The sequence below is a fragment of the Propionicimonas sp. genome, assembly GCF_034927565.1.
Lineage (GTDB): Bacteria > Actinomycetota > Actinomycetes > Propionibacteriales > Propionibacteriaceae > Propionicimonas.
This window is the reverse complement of record NZ_JAYFPT010000007.1, coordinates 1-20459: the sequence shown is the minus strand read 5'-3', so window position 1 is coordinate 20459 and position 20459 is coordinate 1. Positions and strand designations below refer to the sequence as shown.

The window sequence follows — 20459 nt, the reverse complement described above, 5'->3', positions numbered from 1 at the left end:
GGCGGACGGCCAGACCCGGGGATCAGGCCGGCTTGACCGACGTCACCGCCGCGGGCAGATTCGGGACGCCGTCGGCCGGACTGCCGTAGGCGCCGTCGGTGCCACCGGCAGCGAGCTTCGCCACCACTGCCACACCGGCGGGGTCCACGGTGCCGAAGACGGTGTAGTCGGCCGGCAGCGGGGTATCGGCGTAGACGATGAAGAACTGTGACCCACCGGAGTGCGGCGCCTGGGTGCGGGCCATGGCCAGCGTCCCTGCCGGGTAGCCGGTGATGCCGTCGAGTTCGTCGGGGATGGTGTAGCCCGGGCCACCGGTGCCGGTGGCGGTCGGGTCGCCGCACTGCAGCACGAAGATCCCGGCAGTGGTCAGCCGATGACAGACGGTGCCGTCGAAGTAGCCCTGGGCGGCCAGCGATTCGAAGGAATGGACGGTGCACGGCGCCTTGGCGCGGTCCAGCGTCAGGGTGAGCGGGGTGTCATTCAGCGTCAGCAGGTAGTCGACGGTGCCGCTGGCCGGGACGTCAGAGGCCGAGGGCTGGTCGACCGTGCGGGCCGCACCGCCCTCCGGCTGGTAGTCGCAGCTCACCGTGCCTGCTGCCGAGGCCGGCGAGGACTGCGCCGCCGGGTCCTGGTCCCGCGGGGCCGCCGGCACCGCAGCGGTGCACCCGGTGAGCAGGATCACGAACAACGACACGGCGAGGACCCGAACACGATTCACCTCTCCACCCTGCCAGACCTGCAGCCGGCGCGCACATCGTGTTGAATGGCCCCATGGTCAACCTCAACCGGATCTACACCCGCACCGGCGACGCCGGCAGCACCCGGCTCTCCGATCTCTCCGAGGTGCGCAAGACCGATCCTCGGGTCGAGGCCTACGGGGCGGTGGACGAGGCCAACGCGATCCTCGGCCTGGTGGTCACCCGCGACGACCTGCCCGCGGCGGTCCGCGAGGTGCTGCGGCACGTCCAGAACGAGCTGTTCGACGCCGGCGCCGACCTGTCGAACCCGCTGGCCGAGAACCCGCCCTACGAGCCGCTGCGGATCACCCAGCAGAGCATCGACCGGCTGGAGGGCTGGTGTGACGAGTTCGGCGATCCGCTGCCCAACCTGCGGTCGTTCATCCTTCCCGGCGGCACCTTCACCGCCGCCCTGCTGCACCAGGCGCGCAGTGTCGTCCGGCGGGCCGAGCGTGAGGCCTGGCGGGCGGTGGAGAGCTACGGCACCGAGCCTGCCGGCGAGGATTCACCCGGTGGGGTGAACCTGCTGGCGGTGACCTACCTGAACCGGCTCTCCGATCTGCTGTTCATCCTCGCCCGAGCGGCCAGCGTCGAGGTCGGCGAGGTGCTCTGGGTGCCCGGCGGCGAACGTCGTCCGTCCGACCCGAAGGGACGGCGGCAGCGGGAACGGATCCTCAGTCAGGCGTCGGAGAATGCCACGTCCGCTGGTGGCCCTGACCAGGTGGCGCCGCCTCCAGCCAGCTGAGCAGGCCGAGCAGCGCCTGGTCCGACATCGACAGTTCCCAGCCCTGGCCATCAGGGGCATCCAGCCTGATGATCCGCTGGTCCTCCAGCAGGGCGAGCGCCTCCACCGGGTCGGGGAGCCGCTGCCGTCCGGCGCGAGTCTCCGACCGTTCGAAAGCCATCCGGGGGCGCAGCGACGCCGAGAAGGTCCGGAACCACTCCAGCCGGTCGCCGCGGTAACGCGCGACTCCGAGCACCCAACCAGCGCTCGGAGTCGTCGTGTGCAGTCGCAGGCTACAGTCGAACAGCCCGCCGGACCGACCCAGCCATCGGCGGCGGAGGATCAGCCAGCAGACCGGCAGGCCGATCACCAGCACCGCGACCAGCGCGACGACCTCACCCACCTCCAGCCAGAGCATCGCCGCAGTCTATTCCCCGCTCAGGCCCGCGCCTGGTCCTGGGCGAGTCGCGCAGCCTTCACCTGGGCCTGGGCCCGCTGGTAGTGGTGCATCGTCTCCTCGTCGGTCTCGCCGGCGTTCAGGCGTCGCTCGGCGGCGGCGAACTCGAGTTCGGCGGCATGCAGGTCGATCTCCCTGGCGACCCGGGCGTACTGGCTGAGCAGCGACACCCGGTTGTCGGCGACCGAGATGAAGCCGCCGTCGATCGCCAGCACCTCACGGCGTCCGTCGGTGGTCAGCACTTCAGCCGCACAGGGCACCAGGCTGGCCAGGAAGGGCTCGTGGTTGGCCAGGATGCCGATGTCACCCTCGGTCGTCCGGGCGAGCACGCTCAGCGCCTCGCCCTCCCAGGCGATCCCCGTCGCGGAGACCACCTCGACCCGGATGGTGTCGGCCATCTCAGCCTTCCTTCTGGATCTTGGCCCAGTTCTCCATCACCATGTCCATGCCGCCGACGTTGAAGAAGGCCTGCTCGGCGATGTGGTCGACCTCGCCGTCGCAGATCATCGTGAACGAAGCGATGGTCTCGTCCAGGGGTACCGTCGAGCCCGGGACGCTGGTGAACTTCTCGGCCATGTAGGTGTTCTGCGAGAGGAACTGCTGGATCCGGCGCGCCCGGGCGACGATGATCTTGTCCTCCTCAGAGAGTTCGTCGACACCGAGGATCGCGATGATGTCCTGGAGTTCCTTGTTGCGCTGCAGGATCTGCTTGACCCGGATGGCGGTGTCGTAGTGATCCTGCCCGATGTACTGCGGGTCCAGGATCCGGGAGGTGGAGCTCAGCGGGTCCACCGCCGGATAGAGGCCACGCGAGGCGATGTCGCGGGACAGCTCGGTGGTGGCGTCCAGGTGGGCGAAGGTGGTGGCCGGCGCCGGGTCGGTGTAGTCGTCGGCCGGGACGTAGATCGCCTGCATCGAGGTGATCGAATGGCCCCGGGTGGAGGTGATCCGCTCCTGCAACTGCCCCATCTCGTCGGCCAGGTTGGGCTGGTAGCCCACCGCGGACGGCATCCGGCCCAGCAGGGTGGAGACCTCCGAACCCGCCTGGGTGAACCGGAAGATGTTGTCGATGAACAGCAGCACGTCCTGGTTCTGCACATCACGGAAGTACTCCGCCATGGTCAGCGCCGACAGCGCCACCCGCAGTCGGGTGCCCGGCGGCTCGTCCATCTGGCCGAAGACCAGGGCGGTGTCCTTCATGACGCCGGCCTCGATCATCTCGTGGATCAGGTCGTTGCCCTCACGGGTGCGCTCCCCCACGCCGGCGAACACCGAGGTGCCACCGAAGTTGTGGGCGATCCGGTAGATCATCTCCTGGATCAGCACGGTCTTGCCGACGCCTGCGCCACCGAACAGGCCGATCTTGCCGCCCTGGACGTAAGGGGTCAGCAGGTCGAGCACCTTGATGCCGGTGTGCAGCATCTGGGTCTTCGGCTCCAGCGCGTCGAAGGCCGGGGCCGGACGGTGGATCGGCCAGCGTTCGGTGATCTCCAGCTTCGAGCTGTCGTCGTTCAGGCACTCGCCGGTGACATTCCACACCCGGCCCTTGGTGACATCGCCCACCGGGACGGAGATCGGCGCGCCGGTGTCGCGTACCCGGGTGCCCCGGCGCATCCCGTCGGTCGGCTTCAGCGAGATCGCGCGCACGGTGTTGTCGCCGACGTGCAGCGCCACCTCGGCAGTGATGGTGTGGACGCCCTGGTCGGTGTCGATGTCGATCAGCAGGGCGTTGAGCAGGTCGGGCATCTCGTGGGCGGCGAACTCGACGTCCACCACGGGTCCGATCACCCGGGCGACCCGTCCGATGCCGGTGGTCTGCGCGGCGGGGGTGTCGAGAGTGACTGTCATCGCAAGTACCTATCCTCTAGTCCTGCTCGGCCAGCGCGCCCGCGCCGCCGACGATTTCGCTGATTTCCTGGGTGATCTCCGCCTGCCGGGCCTGGTTGGCCTCCCGGGTCAGGCGTTCGATGAGCTGCTGAGCGTTGTCGGTGGCCGACTTCATGGCACGCTGCTGGCTGGCCAGCTGGGAGGCGGCCGACTGCAGCAGGTAGAACCAGATCCGGCTTCGAACGTAGAGCGGCAGCAGGTTGTCCAGCACAGTCTCGGGGTCGGGCTCGAAGCCGTACAGCGGCACCAGGTCGGTCTGGGAGACGTCGCGCACGCCCTCGACCACCTCCAGGGGCAGCACCCGGCGAACCCGCGGGCTCTGGGAGATCATCGATTCCATCCGGGTGTAGACCGCCCAGATCTCGTCCACCCCGCCCTCGTCGGTCGGCTTCAGGAAGTCGTCCACCAGTCGGTCGGCGATCTCGATCGCCCGATCATAGGTGGGCGAGTCCGAGAACCCCTCCCAGCTCTCCTCGATCGGCAGGCCGCGGAAGGAGACATAGCTGATCCCCTTGCGTCCCACGATGTAGCGGACCGGCTCCTTGCCTTCCTCGCGCAGCCGCTGCACCATCCGGGCAACCGTCTTGATCACATTCGAGGAGTAGGCACCGTTCATCCCCCGGTCGGAGGTGATGAACAGGATCGCCACCCGCTTGACCTGGGCACCGTGGCGGGTCAGCGGGTGGTCCAGCCGGGAGTACTCCGCGACCGCCGACACCGCGCGGTTCAATTCGCGGGTGAACGGCAGTGCCCGGGCGGCCGCCTGCTGGGCCTTCACGACCCGCGAGGAGGCGATCAACTCCATTGCCCGGGTGATCTTCATGGTCGCCGCCACCGACTTGCGTCGCTGGCGGAGCTCCCGGAGGCTGGCTGCCATCGATCAGCCCCTCTTCTTGGTCACGACGATCTGCTCGGCCTCCAGATCCTCGTTGCCGATCGCCTCGGCAGCGGGGTCGCCCGAGACCAGCGGTTTTCCCTCACCGGTGGTGAAGCTGAGTTTGAAGGCGTCGATCGCGCTGCCGACGGCCTGCGCGGTGTCGTCGTCCCAGGCGCCGGTGGTGGCGATGGTGGACAGGATCTGGGTCTCGCGGCGCAACTGGTCGAGCAGTTCTCGCTCGAACCGCAGCACATCGGAGACCGGCACGTCGTCCAGGTAGCCGTTGGTGCCGGCCCACACGCTGACCACCTGCTCCTCGACCGGGTAGGGCGAGTACTGCGGCTGCCGGAGCAGTTCCACCAGCCGCTGGCCACGCTCCAACTGCCGCCGGGAGGCGGCGTCCAGATCGGAGGCGAACATCGCGAAGGCCTGCATGTCGCGGTACTGCGCCAGACCGATCTTGAGCGTGCCGGAGACCTTCTTCATCGCCTTCACCTGGGCGTCGCCGCCCACCCGGGAGACCGAGATGCCGACGTCGATGGCCGGTCGCTGGTTGGCGTTGAACAGGTCGGACTGCAGGAAGATCTGGCCGTCGGTGATCGAGATCACGTTGGTCGGGATGTAGGCCGAGACGTCGTTGGCCTTGGTCTCGATGATGGGCAGGCCGGTCATCGAGCCGCCACCCAGCGCGTCCGACAGCTTGGCGCAGCGCTCCAGCAGGCGGGAGTGCAGGTAGAAGACGTCGCCGGGGTAGGCCTCGCGGCCCGGCGGACGGCGCAGCAGCAGCGACATCGCCCGGTAGGCCTCGGCCTGCTTGGTCAGGTCGTCGAAGACGATCAGCACGTGTTTGCCGGCGTACATCCAGTGCTGCCCGATCGCCGAGCCGGCGTAGGGGGCAATGTACTTGTAGCCGGCCGGGTCGGACGCCGGGGCGTGCACGATGGTGGTGTACTCCAGCGCACCGGCCTCCTCCAGGGTGGTGCGCAGGGCCGCGATCGTGGAGCCCTTCTGCCCGATCGCGACGTAGATGCAACGCACCTGCTGCTTCGGGTCGCCGGTCGCCCAGGCAGCCTTCTGGTTGATGATCGTGTCAACCGCGATCGCGGTCTTGCCGGTCTTGCGGTCGCCGATGATCAGCTGCCGCTGGCCGCGTCCGATCGGGGTCATCGCATCGATCGCCTTCAGGCCGGTCTGCAGCGGCTCGGAGACGCTCTGGCGGTCCATCACGCCTGCGGCCTGGAGTTCCAGCGGACGGCGGGAGTCGATCCCCTTGATCTCGCCGAGGCCGTCGATCGGCTCGCCCATCGCGTTCACCACCCGGCCGAGGTAGCCGTCACCGACCGGCACCGACAGCACCTCGCCGGTGCGCTTGACGGTGGAGCCCTCCTCGATGCCCTCCGACTCGCCCAGCACCACGACGCCGATCTCGCGCACGTCCAGGTTGAGCGCGATCCCGAGGGTACCGTTCTCGAACTGCAGCAACTCGTTGGCCATCGCCGAGGGCAGTCCCTCGACCCGGGCGATGCCGTCGCCGGAGGTGACCACCGTCCCCACCTCGTCGCGGGTGGCGGTCTCGGGGTTGAAGTTGGACACAAACTTGTCGAGTGCGTTCCGGATGTCCTCCGGACGAATCGTCAGTTCCGCCATCTGCGTACCTTTGTCTCTCGTTCTCGTGTCGGGTCGCCGGGCGTCCGGCCACCGGGGATGCTCAGTTCAGTTCTCTCTTGGCGGCTTCCAGCCGGGCCGCGATCGTGCCGTCGATGACCTCGTCGCCCAGCTGTACCCGGACACCGCCGAGCACCGCCGGATCGACCGTCAGCTGCAGGTTGACCTCGCGGCCGGCCTGGCTGGCCAACGCTGCCCGGAGCCGGTGCTGCTGGTCGGCCGACAGCGGCTTCGCCGCGGTCACATAGGCGATCGACCGGTGGCGGGCGGCAGCGGCGAGCGCCAGGTCGGCGGCGATCGCGGCCCCGAAGCCCTGGTCGATACTGCGCGCAGCCCGCCGGGCCAGCGCCAGGCTGGTGGACAACACCTTGCCCAGCGCGAGATCGGTAATCAACTGCTCACGTCCCTCGGCAGAGACCGTGCGGTCCTCCAGCACCCCGCGCAGGCCGGGATCGCCGGCCACCAGGCGTTCGAGCTTGAACAGCTCGTCCTCCACGGCGTCGAGCTGCCCGGCTGCCTGCGCCAACCCGATCAGGGTGCGGGCACCCTGCCGTTCCAGCCCGGCGACCAGCCCCGCTGCCGAGCTCCAGCGCTGCCCGGCCGCAGCGGTCACCACCGCGAGCGCGGCCGGTGACACCGTCCCGGTCAGCACAGCGGTCGCCAACTCCTGCCGGGCGGCCTGCGGTGCGGTCGGGTCGGACAGCGCGGTGCGCAGCGCCACCTGGGACGCCAGCAGTCCCACCACCGCGAACAGGTCGTCGGCCAGGGTAGGAGTCAGCACCTGGCCGTCCAGGAAACGGTCCAGCTCCGACAGGCGGGCTTCGGCGACGCTCATGCCCGCTCCGACGTGCTCTCGGTCTCGAGCTCGGCGATGAAGCGCTCGACGGCGCGCGTGGCACGGTCGTCGTCGGTCAGCGACTCACCGACGATCTTGCCCGCCAGATCGGTGGCCAGACCACCGATCTCGCCGCGCAACTGGTGCACGACCAGCGCGCGCTCGGCGTCGATCTGGGCTTTGGCCGTGGCCAGCATCCGGGCCGACTCGTCCTGCGCCTGCTGCCGGATCTCGGCAGCGATCGAGGCAGCCTGGGTCTTGGCATCCTCGCGGATCTTCGCGGCCTCCTCGCGGGCACTGGCCAGCTGGGCCTTGTACTCGGCGAGCGCGGCGGCGGCCTCGGCCTGCGCGGCCTCGGCCTTCTCGATACCCCCCGAGATCTCGGCGGTGCGTTCGGCATAGGTGGCCTCGAACATCGGGACCACCTTCTTGGCCACCACCCACCAGACCACCAGGAAGAGCGCGATGCCAGCGAACAGCTCGCTCAGGTGCTCGGGAAGCAGCGGCCCGAGAGGGCCTTCGCCTTCGAGCGGCAACATGGCAGGCCTCACCCGAGCACGAAGGCCAGGGCGATACCGATGATGGCGAGCGCCTCAACCACCGCGAAGCCGATCCACGCGGTGCCCATCATGGCGCCCCGGGCCTCAGGCTGGCGGGCGGTGCCGTTGATGACCGACGCGAAGATCCAGGCCACGCCGATCGCCGGGCCGAGGGTGGCCAGGGCGTAGCCGATCATGTTGATCGAGCCAGTGATTTCCATGGGTGCTTTCCTTTCGGAGGGGTCAGTGCTCTTCAGCGATCGCCGAGGAGACGTATTGGGCGGTCAGGACGGTGAAGATATAGGCCTGCAGGGTGCCGACCAGCAGTTCGAGGGCGAAGATCGCGAAGCTGAATAGCAGCGAGACCACGCCGGCGGTGTTCAGCAGCGGGACGGCGAACCGCCCGGCCGGCTCGGTCATGGTGAGCAGCATGCTGCCGCCGACGACGAAGACCATGATCACCAGGTGGCCGGCGAACAGGTTGGCGAACAGACGCAGGGCCAGCGTGATCGGCCGGGCAACGAAGTTGGAGATGAACTCCAGCGGGATGATCAGTGGCCACAGCGGCCACGGCACGCCCTCGGGCAGGGTCATCTTGCGCATGTAGTGCCCGAACCCGTATTTCCGGATGCCGGCGCCGTTGTAGAGCAGGAAGGTGCACAGCGCCAAGCCGTAGGCGAAGCCGATCTTGGAGAAGGTCGGGAACATGAACAGGAAGAACTGCCCGAACAGGTTGTTCACCAGGATGAAGCTGAACAGCGCGACCAGGTAGGGCAGGTACTTGCGGTAGTCGTGGCCGAGGATGTCGCGGGCGATCGAGTTGCGCAGCAGGTTGTAGAGGAACTCTCCGACGAACTGCTTCTTGCCGGGCACCACCTTCTGGTTGTGGGCCATCCACAGCCAGAACCCGATCACCAGCACGGCACCGATCACAGCCTGTGCCAGGTGGTTGTTCAGCCAGACCCAGTTCTCGCCGAGCCCTGGGAAGAGCGGGCGCGAGTCGAAGCTGTGCACCCCGGGCGGCCAGGCGTGGGTCTCTGAGTCCATGGGAATCAACAGCGGGATCATTCCCCGGAATCCTCCTGCCTACTGGTCAACTCATCGTCCGAATGCCCGAATTGCACGATCACCAGGTAGATGCTCGCCACCATTCCCACGATCAGCCCCACCGGCAGGCACCAGGAGGTACCGAACCACCAGTCCGCCAACCAGCCGAGGCCGCCGTAGAAGACCACGCCCGAGATCAGAATGCTCACGATCCGGAGCCCCTGGTCCGCGTTGCCCTGTCCGCTCATCGCACGCCGGACTTTATCAGCGAACCCACCCGACTTCACCTTTGCCTCTACGTAGTGATACCACCTTCGGTGGAGTCGTAGACCGGGATCCGCAGCCGGGCGAACACCCAGAACTCCCCCACCAGCCATCCGATCACGGTGGCGATGGTCGCCACCACCAGCCCGATCCGGTCGAGCGCGGCGAAAGTCACCGGATTGCCGAGCACCACCATGAGCAGCACCCCGAGCACGCTGACCCGGAAGGCGTAGGACGCCAGCGCCGAGATCAGCACCACCCGCGGCTCGGCGTCGGCGACCACCATCTGGACGCCCTGCCCGATCGTGAAGAAGGCGATCACCACCACCGCGGCCACGGCGGCGCTGAGTGCCCCCACCAAGCCGGACGCAAAGCCGAAGACCACCACCGTCGCGAACCCGGCGATGTGCCCGCCGGCGAGTCCGCCCAGCAGCAGGCGCCTGGCCCGCAGCCGGTTCGGGCTCACCTCAGCCATGGTCAACCTTCGTCCGCCGGGTCAGCACCGTCCACACCCGCCGGCCCCAGGTCAGCCCGGCTGCCACCACCAGGCCGGCCACGAACCCGGCGATCACCCCCGGCTGGGGGTACAGCGCGACCAGCACCACCCCGAAGGCGACCAGCGCCGACCACAGCCACAGCAGGGCGACCGCCTGGCGGTGTGGATGACCGAGGTTGAGCATTCGATGGTGCAGGTGCTGCTTGTCGGCCTGATACCACATCTGCCCACGCAGGGTGCGCCGCACATAGGCCATGGTGAGGTCCAGCAGCGGGAAGGCGAGCACCGCGAAGGGCAGCAGAATCGGCAGGTAGGTTGCCAGCACACTCACCCCGGCGGTCTGCAACCGCGACGGGTCCAGTTGGCCGGTCAGGCTGATCGACGAGGTGGCCATCAAGAAGCCCAGCAGCATCGCCCCGGAGTCGCCCATGAACATCCGCGCCGGATGCACGTTGTACGGCAGGAACCCCAGACAGATGCCGAGCGTGGCCACCGTCACCAGGCTGGCCGGCGTGGCGCGGACCAGCTCCTGCTCGTAGGCCAGCAGGTAGGCGTAGAGGAAGAAGGCGCCCGAGCCGATCGCCACCACGCCGGCCGCCAGCCCGTCCAGGCCGTCGATCAGGTTGATCGCATTCACCGCGACGAAGATCAGCACCACCGTGATCGCGATGCTCGCGCCGTCGTCCAGCGAGAGGATCGCGTCCGGCAGCGGGATCCAGTAGAGCTTGACGCCGTTCATCACCACCACGCCCGCCGCCAGCAGCTGGCCCGCGATCTTGGCGATCGCGTTGAGCTCAAGCAGATCGTCAACCACTCCCACCGCGCAGATCAGCGTCCCGGCCAACAGGATCGCCTGGGCATCGTGCCGCACCGACTCGAACCCGCCCAACCAGGGCAACTGACCAGACACCAGGAAGGCCGCCGCCAGTCCCAGGCACATCGAGATCCCGCCGAAGTACGGAATCGGCCTGGTGTGGACGTCGCGGTCGCGCACCAACGCCACGGCGTTGAACCGGAAGGCGAGCCGGCGGGCCAGGTTGCTCAGCAGATAGGTGACCCCGGCGGCGACCAGCAGGACCAGGAGGTACTCGCGCATTCCTCAGCCTTCGGCCAGGGCCTTCACGACCGCTCCCAGTTCGGCGCGAGTGATTCGTCCCTCCCGCAGGATGCGTGGCGCGGCGCCCGACAGGTCGACGATCGTGGACGGCACCGGACCGCTGGAACGACCGGCGTTGAGGTAGACCGCCACACTCGACTTCAACTGCTTGCGCGCCCCGCTGATGCTGGTGGCCGCGGGCTGCCCGCTCACATTCGCCGAGCTCACCGCGAGCGGGCCGGTGGCGCGCAGCAACTCCCGGGTGAAGGCGTGGTCAGGAATCCGGACCGCGATGGTCTCACCCCGGTCACCGAGGTCCATTCGCAGGGTCGGGTGCGAGGCGACCACCAGGGTCAGCGCGCCCGGCCAGAAGGCCTCGGCCAGAGCCTGCGCGTCGTCCGACACCGAAGCGGCCAGGGAACGCAGCATCGCGGACTCGGCGATCAGGACCGGCGGCGGCATGTCCCGGCCACGCTGCTTGGCCTCCAGCAACCCCTGGACGGCGGCGGCGTTCAACGCGTCGGCACCGATTCCGTAGACCGTGTCGGTGGGCAGCACGATGCACTCCCCCGCCTGGACCGCTGCCAGGGCCCGGTCGATCCCGGCTGCGGGATCGGTGCGGACGTCGACCACCGTGCTCATGCGCCCCATCCTGTCACGTGTCTCACCCGACCGAAGCGAGGCGCTCGGCGAGATCCGCGGCCTGGAGCGCATCGATGACGGCCTGCAGGTTGCCGTTCATCACCTGGTCGAGGTTGTAGGCCTTGTAGCCGATCCGGTGGTCGGCGATCCGGTTCTCTCCGAAGTTGTAGGTGCGGATCCGTTCCGAGCGGTCCACGGTGCGCACCTGGGAATGCCGCGCGGCCGACGCCTGCTGCGCCGCCTCCTCCTCGGCGAGCGCCACCAGCCGGGCGCGCAGGATGCGCAGCGCCTGCTCCTTGTTCTGCAACTGGCTGCGTTCGTCCTGGCAGGTGACCACGATGCCGGTCGGCAGGTGGGTGATCCGCACCGCTGAGTCGGTGGTGTTGACTCCCTGGCCGCCCTTGCCGGTCGAGCGGTAGACATCGATCCGCAGGTCGTCGGGATCGATCTCCTCGACCTCGGACGGCTCCACGTCCGGCATCACCAGCACGCCGGCGGCCGAGGTGTGGATCCGTCCCTGGGACTCGGTGACCGGCACCCGCTGGACCCGGTGCACCCCGCCCTCGAACTTCATCACGCCGTAGGGCATGGTGTCCGGGTCGGTCTGGTGGGGCGCCTTCAGCGCCAGCGTGACGGTCTTGAAGCCTCCCAGGTCGGTTTCCTGGGCGTCCAGCACCTCGGTCTTCCAGCCGCGGCTCTCGGCGTAGCGGGTGTACATCCGGAACAGGTCGGCCGCGAACAGCGCGGACTCCTCGCCGCCCTCGCCGGATTTGATCTCGATCAGCGCGTCGGCGGAGTCGTTGGGGTCGCGCGGGGCCAGTAGCCTGGTCAGTCGCTCGGTGACCTCGGCCAGCTCGGAGCTGATCGCCGTCGCCTCGTCGGCGAAGGAGGCGTCGGCCTCGGCCAGCTCGTTGGCCGCCGCGAGGTCGTCGCTGAGCTGCCGGTAACTGGCCAGCGCCTTCACGATCGGGGTGAGCTCGGCATACCGCCGTCCGATCCGACGGGCACGCGCCAGGTCGGTGTGGGTGGCTGGATCCGCGAGCTGCTGTTCCAGCTCGGCGAACTCGGCCACCAAGGGCTCGGCTGCCTCGAACATCTCACTCCTCCTCCGGCTCTGCCCGCGGCACAGGCTGCCGCCAGGCTGGACACAACAGACGCCGGGAACCAGCTGAGCTGGCTGCCCCGGCGTCTGGAGGAGCTACTTGCCGGCCTTCTTGCCGTATCGCTTCTCGAAGCGGGCGACCCGGCCGCCGGTGTCGAGGATCTTCTGCTTACCGGTGTAGAACGGGTGACAGGCGGCGCAGACCTCGGCGTGGATGACGCCGTTCTTCGCGGTGCTGCGGGTGGTGAAGGTGTTGCCGCAGGTACAGGTGACCTGGGTCTCCTTGTAGTCGGGGTGGATCCCCTGCTTCATGATTCTCTCCTCGCGATCGTGCCGGGTCGCTGATGATGTGGGCTGGATGGACCCGCTGCGTGAACCGGCACCGACTGGCTATTCTTCCGCACTCCTGGTCTGGAACAAAACTGGCGGGCCGGTATTCCCGGCCGGGGGCCTATTCCGGGTTCGGCGTGGTGCGCGAGATCACCTGGAGGAACTCGCGATTGGTCTGGGTCTTGCGCATCCGGTTCAGCAGCATCTCCAGGGCGGCCTGGGTCTCCTGCCCGGACAGCACCCGGCGCAGCTTCCAGATGATCGCCAGCTCGTCGCGCGGCATCAGCATCTCCTCGCGGCGGGTGCCGGAGGCGATCGGGTCGATGGCCGGGAAGATCCGCTTGTCGGCCAGCTCGCGGCGCAGCCGCAACTCCATGTTGCCGGTGCCCTTGAACTCCTCGAAGATCACCTCGTCCATCTTCGAACCGGTCTCGATCAGGGCGGTGGCGAGGATGGTCAGCGAGCCGCCGTCCTCGATGTTGCGGGCGGCACCGAAGAACTTCTTCGGCGGGTAGAGCGCCGCGGAGTCCACGCCGCCGGAGAGGATCCGGCCAGACGCCGGGGCGGCCAGGTTGTAGGCCCGGCCGAGGCGGGTGATGCCGTCCAGCAGGACCACGACATCGCGGCCGAGTTCGACCAGCCGCTTGGCCCGCTCGATCGCCAGTTCGGCGATGGTGGTGTGGTCGTCCGCCGGACGGTCGAAGGTGGAGGCGATCACCTCACCGGAGGTGGTCCGCTGGAAGTCGGTGACCTCCTCGGGGCGCTCGTCCACCAGGACGACCATCAGGTGCACCTCGGGGTTGTTCACCGTGATCGCATTGGCGATCGCCTGCATGACCAGCGTCTTGCCGGCCTTGGGCGGGGAGACGATCAGGCCACGCTGGCCCTTGCCGACCGGGGAGACCAGGTCGATGATCCGGCCGGTCATGTTGAGCGGCGTGGTCTCCAGCTTCAGCCGCTCCTGCGGGTACAGCGGGGTGAGCTTGTTGAACTCCGGACGGTCCTTCGCCTTCTCGGGGGCATCGGCGTTCACCGTGTCGATCCGCACCAGCGGGTTGAACTTCTCGCGCCGCTCGCCCTCGCGGGGCTGGCGGATCGCGCCGGTGATGATGTCGCCCTTGCGCAGCCCGTAGCGGCGCACCATGGACAGTGAGACGTAGGCGTCGTTCGAGCCGGGCAGGTAGCCGGAGGTGCGGACGAAGGCGTAGTTGTCCAGGACATCGAGAATGCCGGAGATGTCGACCACCACGTCGTCCTCGGAGACCGTGGGCTCGGCCTCCATCCGCTCCAGGCCCAGGCCGCCCCCGCCGGTGCGGTTGTTGCGGCGGTTGTTGCGGTCGCGGTTGCGGCGGCGGCGGCCACGGCGGCCCGAACCGAAGTCGTCGTCGACCAGGTCGCGCTCAACCCGCGACTGCTGCTGCGGCTGCTGCTGGCGGGACTCGGCCGGCGCCGGCGTCTCGGCGCCGTCCTGGGTGCGGTCGGGGGCGGACTGCTGCCCGCGGCTGCGGCGGCTACCACGGCCGCGTTCGGCGCCGAGGGCCTCCAGCCGGGCGGCGACATCGTCGGAGCCGACCAGCGGCTCCTGGTTGGCGTCGGGCTCGGCCTTGCGCGCCCGGGCAGGCTGCTCGGCCTGCGGTGCGGCGGCCTGCTCGGCCAGAGCTCGCGCGATCGCCGCCTCGTTGTCGGCCTGGGCCGCGCTCTTCGTCCGGCCCGCGGCTTTGCCCGCCGACGCGCGCTTGGCCTGGGCCGGGGCGTTGTTCACGTCCGTCTTCGGGGCAGTGGATGCCTTTTCGGCGCCGGCCGCCTTCGTGGCGCCAGCCGCCTTGCCGGTCGCGGGAGCCTGTCCAGCGCCGGAACTGCGCGCCGCGTTGATCGCCTCCACGAGCGCGCCCTTGCGCAGCCCGGAGGCGCCTTTGATGCCCATGGAGGACGCCAGCTGCTTCAGCTCCGGCAGCAGCATCGACTCGATGTTGCCTTTGCGGGAGCCAGCTGCCGACGTCGGGTTGAGCGTGTCGGTCACGGGATTCCTTTCGGAAAGGGGTGTGCCAGTGGGCTGCGACAAGGTGACAATCCAGGTTGCGGCCGGTGGCGAACTAGCGAGACCAGATCCCCGGGTGCCACCCCGGTCGTGGGGCGACGATCACGTTGACGGTGAAAGACCATCGCGCCCGATCTGTGGAGCGCTTCGCACATCTGCGACAGCTACACGGTAGCACCGGGAGCCAAGAAACTCGCAAAACCGGCCGTCAGGCACCCCTCCCCGCGGCATCGAACCCGTGGCATCGAACCGCCCAGGAACGATTCCGGCGGATCACGGGCCGGGTCAGTGGCCTTCGGCCAGGCTGGTGAAGGCGGCGGCGAACAGTTCCGCCAGCTCGTCCAGGTTCGCAGCCACCGGGAACTGCGGGAACTCGGTCACCACGTTCGCCGGCGGATGGATCAGGATGCCCCGGTCGGCCTCGGCCAGCATCGCGGTGTCGTTGTAGGAGTCGCCCGCGGCCACCACGGTGTAGTTCAGGTCATGGAAGGCCCGCACTGCCGCCCGCTTCGAGTCCGGCTGACGCAGGTGGTAGCCGACGATGCGGTCGTCGGCCACCTCGAGCTGGTGGCAGAACAGGGTCGGGAACCCGAGCTGGGCCATCAGCGGCATACCGAACTCGTAGTAGGTGTCGGAGAGGATCACCACCTGGGCCCGACGGCGCAGCCCGTCCAGGAACTCGAGCGCGCCCGGCAGTGGGCCCATCTCGGCGATCACCTGCTGGATCAGCGACAGCCGGATGCCGTGCTCGTCCAGGATCGACAGCCGGTGACGCATCAAGGCGTCGTAGTCAGCCAGATCGCGGGTGGTCAGCCGCAACTCGTCAATGCCGGTGCGTTCGGCGACGTTGATCCAGATCTCGGGAACCAGAACGCCTTCCAGGTCCAGCGCGGCCAGATACATGGTCAGCGGCCCTCCACCCTCATCACGGTGATCCCCGGGCCGACCTCGGGCAGTTGCTCGAGCTCGGCCAGGGTTGCCCGGACGTCGGCGTCCCTGGCGGTGTGGGTCCGCACACCCAGCCGTGCCCGGTCACCGGCACCGCCGTCCCCAGCATCCTGCCGGACGGCCTGCAGCGAGACGCCATGGGCGGCGAAGCAGGCGGCCACCTTTGCCAGCACACCCGGCTCGTCCTCCACCAGCAGCGAGACGTAGTACCGCGACCTGGCCTCCCCCGAGGGGGTGATGCCGCGGGCGGAGTAGGCCGACTCGCCCGGGCCGATCGCCCCACGCACCCGGTTGCGGGCGGCGGTGACCAGATCGCCCAGCACGGCCGACGCCGTCGGCGAACCGCCGGCGCCTGGACCCATGAACATCAGCCGCCCGGCATACCGGGATTCAATGAAGACCGCGTTGTACGCCCCGGGAATCGAGGCCAGCGGATGACTCAGCGGCACCATCGTCGGATGCACCCCGACGGCGATGCTGCCGTCGGGCGAGAGCGAGCAGTCGGCCAGCAGCTTGATCACGCAGCCCATCTCACGGGCTGCCTCGATGTCGGCCAGGGTGACCCCGGTGATGCCCTCCCGGTCAACATCGGACAGCCGAACCCGGGAGTGGAAGGCCAGGGAGGCCAGGATCGCGGCCTTGGCGGCCGCGTCGTGCCCTTCGACGTCCGCCGTCGGGTCGGCCTCGGCGTAGCCCAGCGCCTGCGCCTCGGCGAGCACGTCGGGAAAACTCTCGCCGGCGGTGTGCATCTTGTCGAGGATGAAGTTGGTGGTGCCGTTGACGATGCCCTTGACCGCCAGCACCTCGTCGCCGACCAGTGACTCCCGCAACGGCCGGATGATCGGGATTGCGCCCGCCACCGCCGCCTCGTAGTAGACGTCGACGCCCTGCTCGGCGGCGGCGGCGTAGATCGAGCCGCCGTCGGACGCCAGCAGCGCCTTGTTGGCGGTGATCACCGACGCGCCAGCTCCGATCGCCGCCAGGATGAGACTGCGGGCCGGCTCGATACCACCCAGCAATTCGATCACCAGGTCGACGTCTGCACGCTGCACCAGCTCCTCGCCGTCGGTGGTGAGCAGGGCACGGTCGATCCCGGGGCGGTCCTTGGCCAGGTCGCGGACGGCGATCCCGACCAGTTCCAGCGGGCGTCCGATCCGGGCACGCAGTTCGTCGGCCTGGGTGATCAGGATGCGGGCCACCTGAGAGCCGACCACCCCGCAGCCGAGCAGGGCAACCTTCAAGGGGGTACTCGTCGCGATCACGTCCTTCATTCGGCTGCACCCGCGTCGAGCGCCAGCAGGTCGTCCAGGGTCTCGCGGCGGATCAGGGTGGTGACCCGGCCGTCTCGCACCGAGACCACCGGGGGCCGCGGGGTGTGATTGTAGTTGCTGGCCATCGAGCGGCTGTATGCCCCGGCGGCCGGGACGGCGATCAGGTCACCCACGCCGAGGTCGGCAGGCAGGAACTCGTCGCGGACCAGGATGTCGCCGCCTTCGCAGTGCACACCCACGACGCGCGAGACCACCGGCTCGGCGGCCGAGGTGCGGGAGGCCAGCGCGGCAGAGTACTCGGCGGCATACAGGGCCGGCCGGATGTTGTCGCTCATCCCGCCGTCCGCGGACACGTAGCGGCGGGTCATGCCGCCACCCACCTCCACGTTCTTCACCGTTCCGACCCGGTAGACCGCCAGCCCGGACGGGCCGACGATCGCCCGGCCCGGCTCGATCGAGATCGCTGGGACGGGCAGGCCGAAGGCACGGCACTCGTGCTCGACGATCTCCCGCAGGCCGGCAGCCAGCTGCTCGGCGGGTGCCGGGTCGTCCTCCTTGGTGTAGGCGATGCCGAAGCCGCCGCCCAGATCAAGCTCGGGGAGCTCAAGGCCGGTCGCCTCGGTGAACTGGCTGAGCAGTTTCAGGGTGCGCCGGGCAGCCACCTCGAAACCGTTGGTGTCGAAGATCTGCGAACCGATATGGGAGTGCACTCCCCGAAGCTCCAGCCGCGGGCTGTTGGAGCAGCGCACCAGAGCGACCAGCGCCTGGCCGCCGGAGATCGAGAAGCCGAACTTCTGGTCCTCGTGGGCGGTGGCGATGTACTCGTGAGTGTGCGCCTCGACGCCGGTAGTCACCCGCACCAGCACCCGGGCGGTGGTGTCGAGTTCGGCGGTGAGCCTCTCCAGCCGGCTGATCTCGTCGGCGGAGTCGACGATGATCCGGCCGACACCGTGTTGCAGGGCCAGCCGGAGTTCGCTCTCACTCTTGTTGTTGCCGTGCATGCCGATCCGTTCCGGCGGGAAGCCAGCCCGCAGGGCGACGGTCAGCTCGCCCAGAGAGCAGACGTCCAGGCTGAGTCCCTCCTCCTCGACCCAACGGGCAACCCCGGTGCACAGGAAGGCCTTGCCAGCGTAGAACACGGTCCAGCCGGCGAAGGCATCGCGCCAGGCGCGGGCACGCTCGCGGAAGTCGAGTTCATCGAGGACGTAGGCGGGGGTGCCGACCTGGTCCGCCAGGTCGGTGAGCTTCAGTCCGGCGACCGACACGACGCCGTCGGAGTCCCGTTTGACACCCGAACTCCACAGCTTCGCGGTGAGCACGTTGACATCGTCGGGGCGCGTCAGCCACACCGGGGCCGGAGAGGTTGCGTCGGCGTGGATCGATCCCGCGACGTGCATGTGGGTCATGGCGACAACTGTGCCATGACACTCCCCCGGCAACACACCGCGGTGGTGGTTCCGGGACGAAGGTGCGCTAGAGTTGCCGAGGCCCGCTGGTTCCAGTGGGGCAAGCCCCCGTAGCTCAGGGGATAGAGCACCGCCCTCCGGAGGCGGGAGCGTGGGTTCGAATCCCGCCGGGGGCGCACGCCGCGTGCAGCCGAGGTCGATTCCTCAGGCAGCGCTGAGATGCCTGAGGTCGACCGTGATCTCCCACCGTGGAGGTTCGTGGGGAACTGCGAGCTCCGGGCTTCGATACTCATGTCCGGTCGGGGTGGTCGTGATCACCGTGCCAGCGGGCCCGGGCCGGGCCATCCAGCCACGCGATTCCTTGGCTTGGTTGCAGCGTTCGCACAGGCCCTGACCGTTGGCCAGGGTGGTCGGACCGCCTGCGGCGCGGGGGACGATGTGGTCGGCGTGCCGCATCGGAGCTCCACACCACGGGGTACGACACACCTCGTCGCGAAGGGCGAGGAAGTTGCGCATCCCCGCGGGAAACCGACGCCGGCGCGACTCCATCGCCACAAGCTGGCCGGTGCCGGGCGAGGCGTACAGCCGGCGGACCCAGGCACGGTTCTCACGGCTCGCGGCGGCAACCAGCCGCCGCGCCACCCCAGCCGGGATCGGGCCGTAACCGACCACCCGCGCCGGAGTCTCACTGCCTGCCAGCAACGCCTGATCAGACATCACCAACTGCACCTCCACACCCGCGACCGTAGCGGCGTCACCTCCGGTGACCCGGGAGACCAGAGTGTCTGCCATCGCCTGCCCCAGGCCACGCGGATCACCCGCAGCCCGCAGACCGTCAGCCGTCCGCTTCAAGGCCGCATAGACCGCGACTCCGAGGGAGACCGGCAGCAGCGCGGAGACCAGAGCCATGGAGTCGGGCGCCGGGCGGATCGTGACTCGGCGGTCAGCCTCCGCCCGCGCGGCACGCTCCACCACGCTCTGCGCGTCCAACGCGTAGGCAGCACAGCGGGCCCGGGCAGCAACCTCACGATCCGACAGCGCATCGAGCTGACCCGCAAGCTCGGCATCCACCCGGAGCCGATCCGCCCGGCTGATACAGGCCGTCTCCCGCGCGATCAGGCTGGCCCGCCACTCGGTGATCCGCCCAGCCACAAACGCCGCCATCGTCGCAGGCAACTCCTGGTCGAGGACCCGAGCCAGGCCAACCAGGCGGGCAGCCCGATGCGGTGATTCCCGGCGGGCCAACGCCACCTCTGCGACCACCCCGGCAACCGCCTTCTCCACCGGAGCACCCGCCGCACGCGCCTCGCCCTCACGCAGCTGCCGCAGCGCCACCGTGAGACGGGTCTGGGCTGCCGCGGCAGCGTTCTTCAGGTTCTCCAACTCCCGCAACTGGTCAACCAGCTCAGCCGCAGACGACTCCGTCGACAGGCGAGCCACAGCCGCCACCAGGGTGGCGAGGGCGGTGGCATCAAGCTTGGCGAGTGCTTCCATCTCCCCATCATATTCGAACAAATGTTCGATCGCAAGGGGTGTGCCGGAGTTTCTACCGTGTGATGTCTCAGGAGACCGGTGACAGTTCTGTATCAGGACATCGGTCACGGTTGGTGTATCAGGACTTCGGTGACGGTCGGGGTCGGCCGCCGCCAGCTCACCCCGACAGGCACCCGAGCCGTCGTTGGGTCAGGGCTACCGGCCGACGCGCCAGGACCAATCACGTCAAGCCGGAACTCGCGTGGGCCGGTATCGCAGGACGACTGCCCCGGCCCGAACTCCTGGCGATCCACCAGCTCAGGGTGCTCGACACGACGTACTTCTTCGCCCGGTCGATGGCCTCGGCGAACGGGATCTCCCGCTCACCCATCCAGTCGGGCCACCTGCCCGTGGCCGGCCTCCGCCACGCCGACTCCATCATCTGGTAACTCTCCCTCCGGGCGCGCCCCGAGCCAGGGGCCCCTGCCTGCTAGGCTGAAACAAATGTTTCGATGTCGAAATACGTATCGGTACGCAAGACGACCCGCGAGTTGAACATTCAAAGCCGAAGCCGTCTCGCGTAGCATCGGAGCACGGAACAACCGCAGGCTTACCCCAGGAAGAA

General features: G+C 68.8%; 23 protein-coding genes and 1 tRNA gene. 3 read left to right on the top strand and 21 right to left on the bottom strand.

Annotated elements, in window-relative coordinates:
- Window positions 1-22: 22 nt before the first annotated feature.
- The gene (locus tag VB080_RS01865; protein ID WP_323416719.1) at window positions 23-718 is read right to left on the bottom strand and encodes a peptidylprolyl isomerase; all 696 of its coding nucleotides are present in this window, start codon (window positions 716-718) and stop codon (window positions 23-25) included.
- Between the two features lie 53 nt (window positions 719-771).
- Between VB080_RS01865 and VB080_RS01860 the strand changes: the two genes are divergently transcribed.
- Complete coding sequence (locus tag VB080_RS01860; RefSeq protein WP_323416718.1) at window positions 772-1482, top strand: cob(I)yrinic acid a,c-diamide adenosyltransferase; 711 nt, start codon at window positions 772-774, stop codon at window positions 1480-1482.
- Here VB080_RS01860 and VB080_RS01855 read toward each other — a convergent pair.
- The 19 genes from VB080_RS01855 to lysA all read right to left on the bottom strand — a co-directional run bounded on the left by VB080_RS01855 (window position 1412) and on the right by lysA (window position 18361).
- Complete coding sequence (locus VB080_RS01855) at window positions 1412-1879, bottom strand: DUF2550 domain-containing protein (protein ID WP_323416717.1); 468 nt, start codon at window positions 1877-1879, stop codon at window positions 1412-1414. The genes VB080_RS01860 and VB080_RS01855 overlap by 71 nt on opposite strands.
- A 20-nt stretch (window positions 1880-1899) precedes the next feature.
- Complete coding sequence (locus tag VB080_RS01850) at window positions 1900-2316, bottom strand: F0F1 ATP synthase subunit epsilon (protein ID WP_323416716.1); 417 nt, start codon at window positions 2314-2316, stop codon at window positions 1900-1902.
- Between the two features lies 1 nt (window position 2317).
- A complete protein-coding gene (gene atpD, locus VB080_RS01845) occupies window positions 2318-3766 on the bottom strand; it encodes a F0F1 ATP synthase subunit beta (protein ID WP_323416715.1) in 1449 nt (482 codons plus the stop codon).
- 16 nt (window positions 3767-3782) lie between these two features.
- Window positions 3783-4682 (bottom strand): F0F1 ATP synthase subunit gamma, encoded by a 900-nt coding sequence (locus VB080_RS01840; RefSeq protein ID WP_323416714.1) that lies wholly within the window; start codon window positions 4680-4682, stop codon window positions 3783-3785.
- 3 nt (window positions 4683-4685) lie between these two features.
- Complete coding sequence (gene atpA / locus VB080_RS01835; protein ID WP_323416713.1) at window positions 4686-6329, bottom strand: F0F1 ATP synthase subunit alpha; 1644 nt, start codon at window positions 6327-6329, stop codon at window positions 4686-4688.
- Between the two features lie 61 nt (window positions 6330-6390).
- Window positions 6391-7182: a F0F1 ATP synthase subunit delta gene (locus VB080_RS01830; RefSeq protein ID WP_323416712.1), complete on the bottom strand. Its 792-nt coding sequence runs from the start codon at window positions 7180-7182 to the stop codon at window positions 6391-6393.
- A complete protein-coding gene (locus VB080_RS01825; protein WP_323416711.1) occupies window positions 7179-7721 on the bottom strand; it encodes a F0F1 ATP synthase subunit B in 543 nt (180 codons plus the stop codon). The genes VB080_RS01830 and VB080_RS01825 overlap by 4 nt, the downstream gene beginning before the upstream one ends.
- 8 nt (window positions 7722-7729) lie before the next feature.
- Entirely contained in the window at window positions 7730-7942 is a 213-nt protein-coding gene (atpE, locus tag VB080_RS01820; protein WP_323416710.1) for an ATP synthase F0 subunit C, read from the bottom strand.
- Window positions 7943-7964: 22 nt separating this feature from the next.
- On the bottom strand, window positions 7965-8789 hold the full coding sequence (gene atpB / locus VB080_RS01815) for a F0F1 ATP synthase subunit A (RefSeq protein WP_323416709.1): 825 nt from the start codon (window positions 8787-8789) through the stop codon (window positions 7965-7967).
- Entirely contained in the window at window positions 8786-9016 is a 231-nt protein-coding gene (locus tag VB080_RS01810; protein WP_323416708.1) for an AtpZ/AtpI family protein, read from the bottom strand. The genes atpB and VB080_RS01810 overlap by 4 nt, the downstream gene beginning before the upstream one ends.
- Before the next feature lie 47 nt (window positions 9017-9063).
- Window positions 9064-9507, bottom strand: coding sequence for a hypothetical protein (locus tag VB080_RS01805; RefSeq protein ID WP_323416707.1), 444 nt, complete (start codon window positions 9505-9507; stop codon window positions 9064-9066).
- On the bottom strand, window positions 9500-10624 hold the full coding sequence (locus tag VB080_RS01800; RefSeq protein WP_323416706.1) for an MraY family glycosyltransferase: 1125 nt from the start codon (window positions 10622-10624) through the stop codon (window positions 9500-9502). The genes VB080_RS01805 and VB080_RS01800 overlap by 8 nt, the downstream gene beginning before the upstream one ends.
- A gap of 3 nt (window positions 10625-10627) precedes the next feature.
- Window positions 10628-11266: an L-threonylcarbamoyladenylate synthase gene (locus tag VB080_RS01795; RefSeq protein WP_323416705.1), complete on the bottom strand. Its 639-nt coding sequence runs from the start codon at window positions 11264-11266 to the stop codon at window positions 10628-10630.
- 22 nt (window positions 11267-11288) lie between these two features.
- On the bottom strand, window positions 11289-12362 hold the full coding sequence (gene prfA / locus VB080_RS01790) for a peptide chain release factor 1 (RefSeq protein WP_323416704.1): 1074 nt from the start codon (window positions 12360-12362) through the stop codon (window positions 11289-11291).
- 102 nt (window positions 12363-12464) lie between these two features.
- Window positions 12465-12680, bottom strand: coding sequence for a 50S ribosomal protein L31 (rpmE, locus tag VB080_RS01785; RefSeq protein ID WP_323416703.1), 216 nt, complete (start codon window positions 12678-12680; stop codon window positions 12465-12467).
- Between the two features lie 139 nt (window positions 12681-12819).
- Window positions 12820-14658: a transcription termination factor Rho gene (rho, locus tag VB080_RS01780; RefSeq protein ID WP_416339581.1), complete on the bottom strand. Its 1839-nt coding sequence runs from the start codon at window positions 14656-14658 to the stop codon at window positions 12820-12822.
- 363 nt (window positions 14659-15021) lie between these two features.
- Window positions 15022-15639 (bottom strand): bifunctional phosphoserine phosphatase/homoserine phosphotransferase ThrH, encoded by a 618-nt coding sequence (gene thrH, locus VB080_RS01775; RefSeq protein WP_323416701.1) that lies wholly within the window; start codon window positions 15637-15639, stop codon window positions 15022-15024.
- A gap of 2 nt (window positions 15640-15641) precedes the next feature.
- Window positions 15642-16955, bottom strand: a complete 1314-nt coding sequence (locus VB080_RS01770; RefSeq protein WP_323416700.1) for a homoserine dehydrogenase — start codon at window positions 16953-16955, stop codon at window positions 15642-15644.
- Window positions 16952-18361, bottom strand: a complete 1410-nt coding sequence (gene lysA, locus VB080_RS01765) for a diaminopimelate decarboxylase (protein ID WP_323416699.1) — start codon at window positions 18359-18361, stop codon at window positions 16952-16954. The genes VB080_RS01770 and lysA overlap by 4 nt, the downstream gene beginning before the upstream one ends.
- 104 nt (window positions 18362-18465) lie before the next feature.
- Between lysA and VB080_RS01760 the strand changes: the two genes are divergently transcribed.
- Window positions 18466-18537: transfer RNA gene (locus VB080_RS01760), tRNA-Arg, on the top strand.
- Window positions 18538-18565: 28 nt separating this feature from the next.
- Here the strand turns inward: VB080_RS01760 and VB080_RS01755 are convergent.
- Complete coding sequence (locus VB080_RS01755) at window positions 18566-19855, bottom strand: HNH endonuclease (protein WP_323416698.1); 1290 nt, start codon at window positions 19853-19855, stop codon at window positions 18566-18568.
- A gap of 302 nt (window positions 19856-20157) precedes the next feature.
- Here VB080_RS01755 and VB080_RS01750 point away from each other — a divergent pair, with 302 nt between their 5' ends.
- A complete protein-coding gene (locus tag VB080_RS01750; RefSeq protein ID WP_323416697.1) occupies window positions 20158-20283 on the top strand; it encodes a hypothetical protein in 126 nt (41 codons plus the stop codon).
- Window positions 20284-20459: the final 176 nt, after the last annotated feature.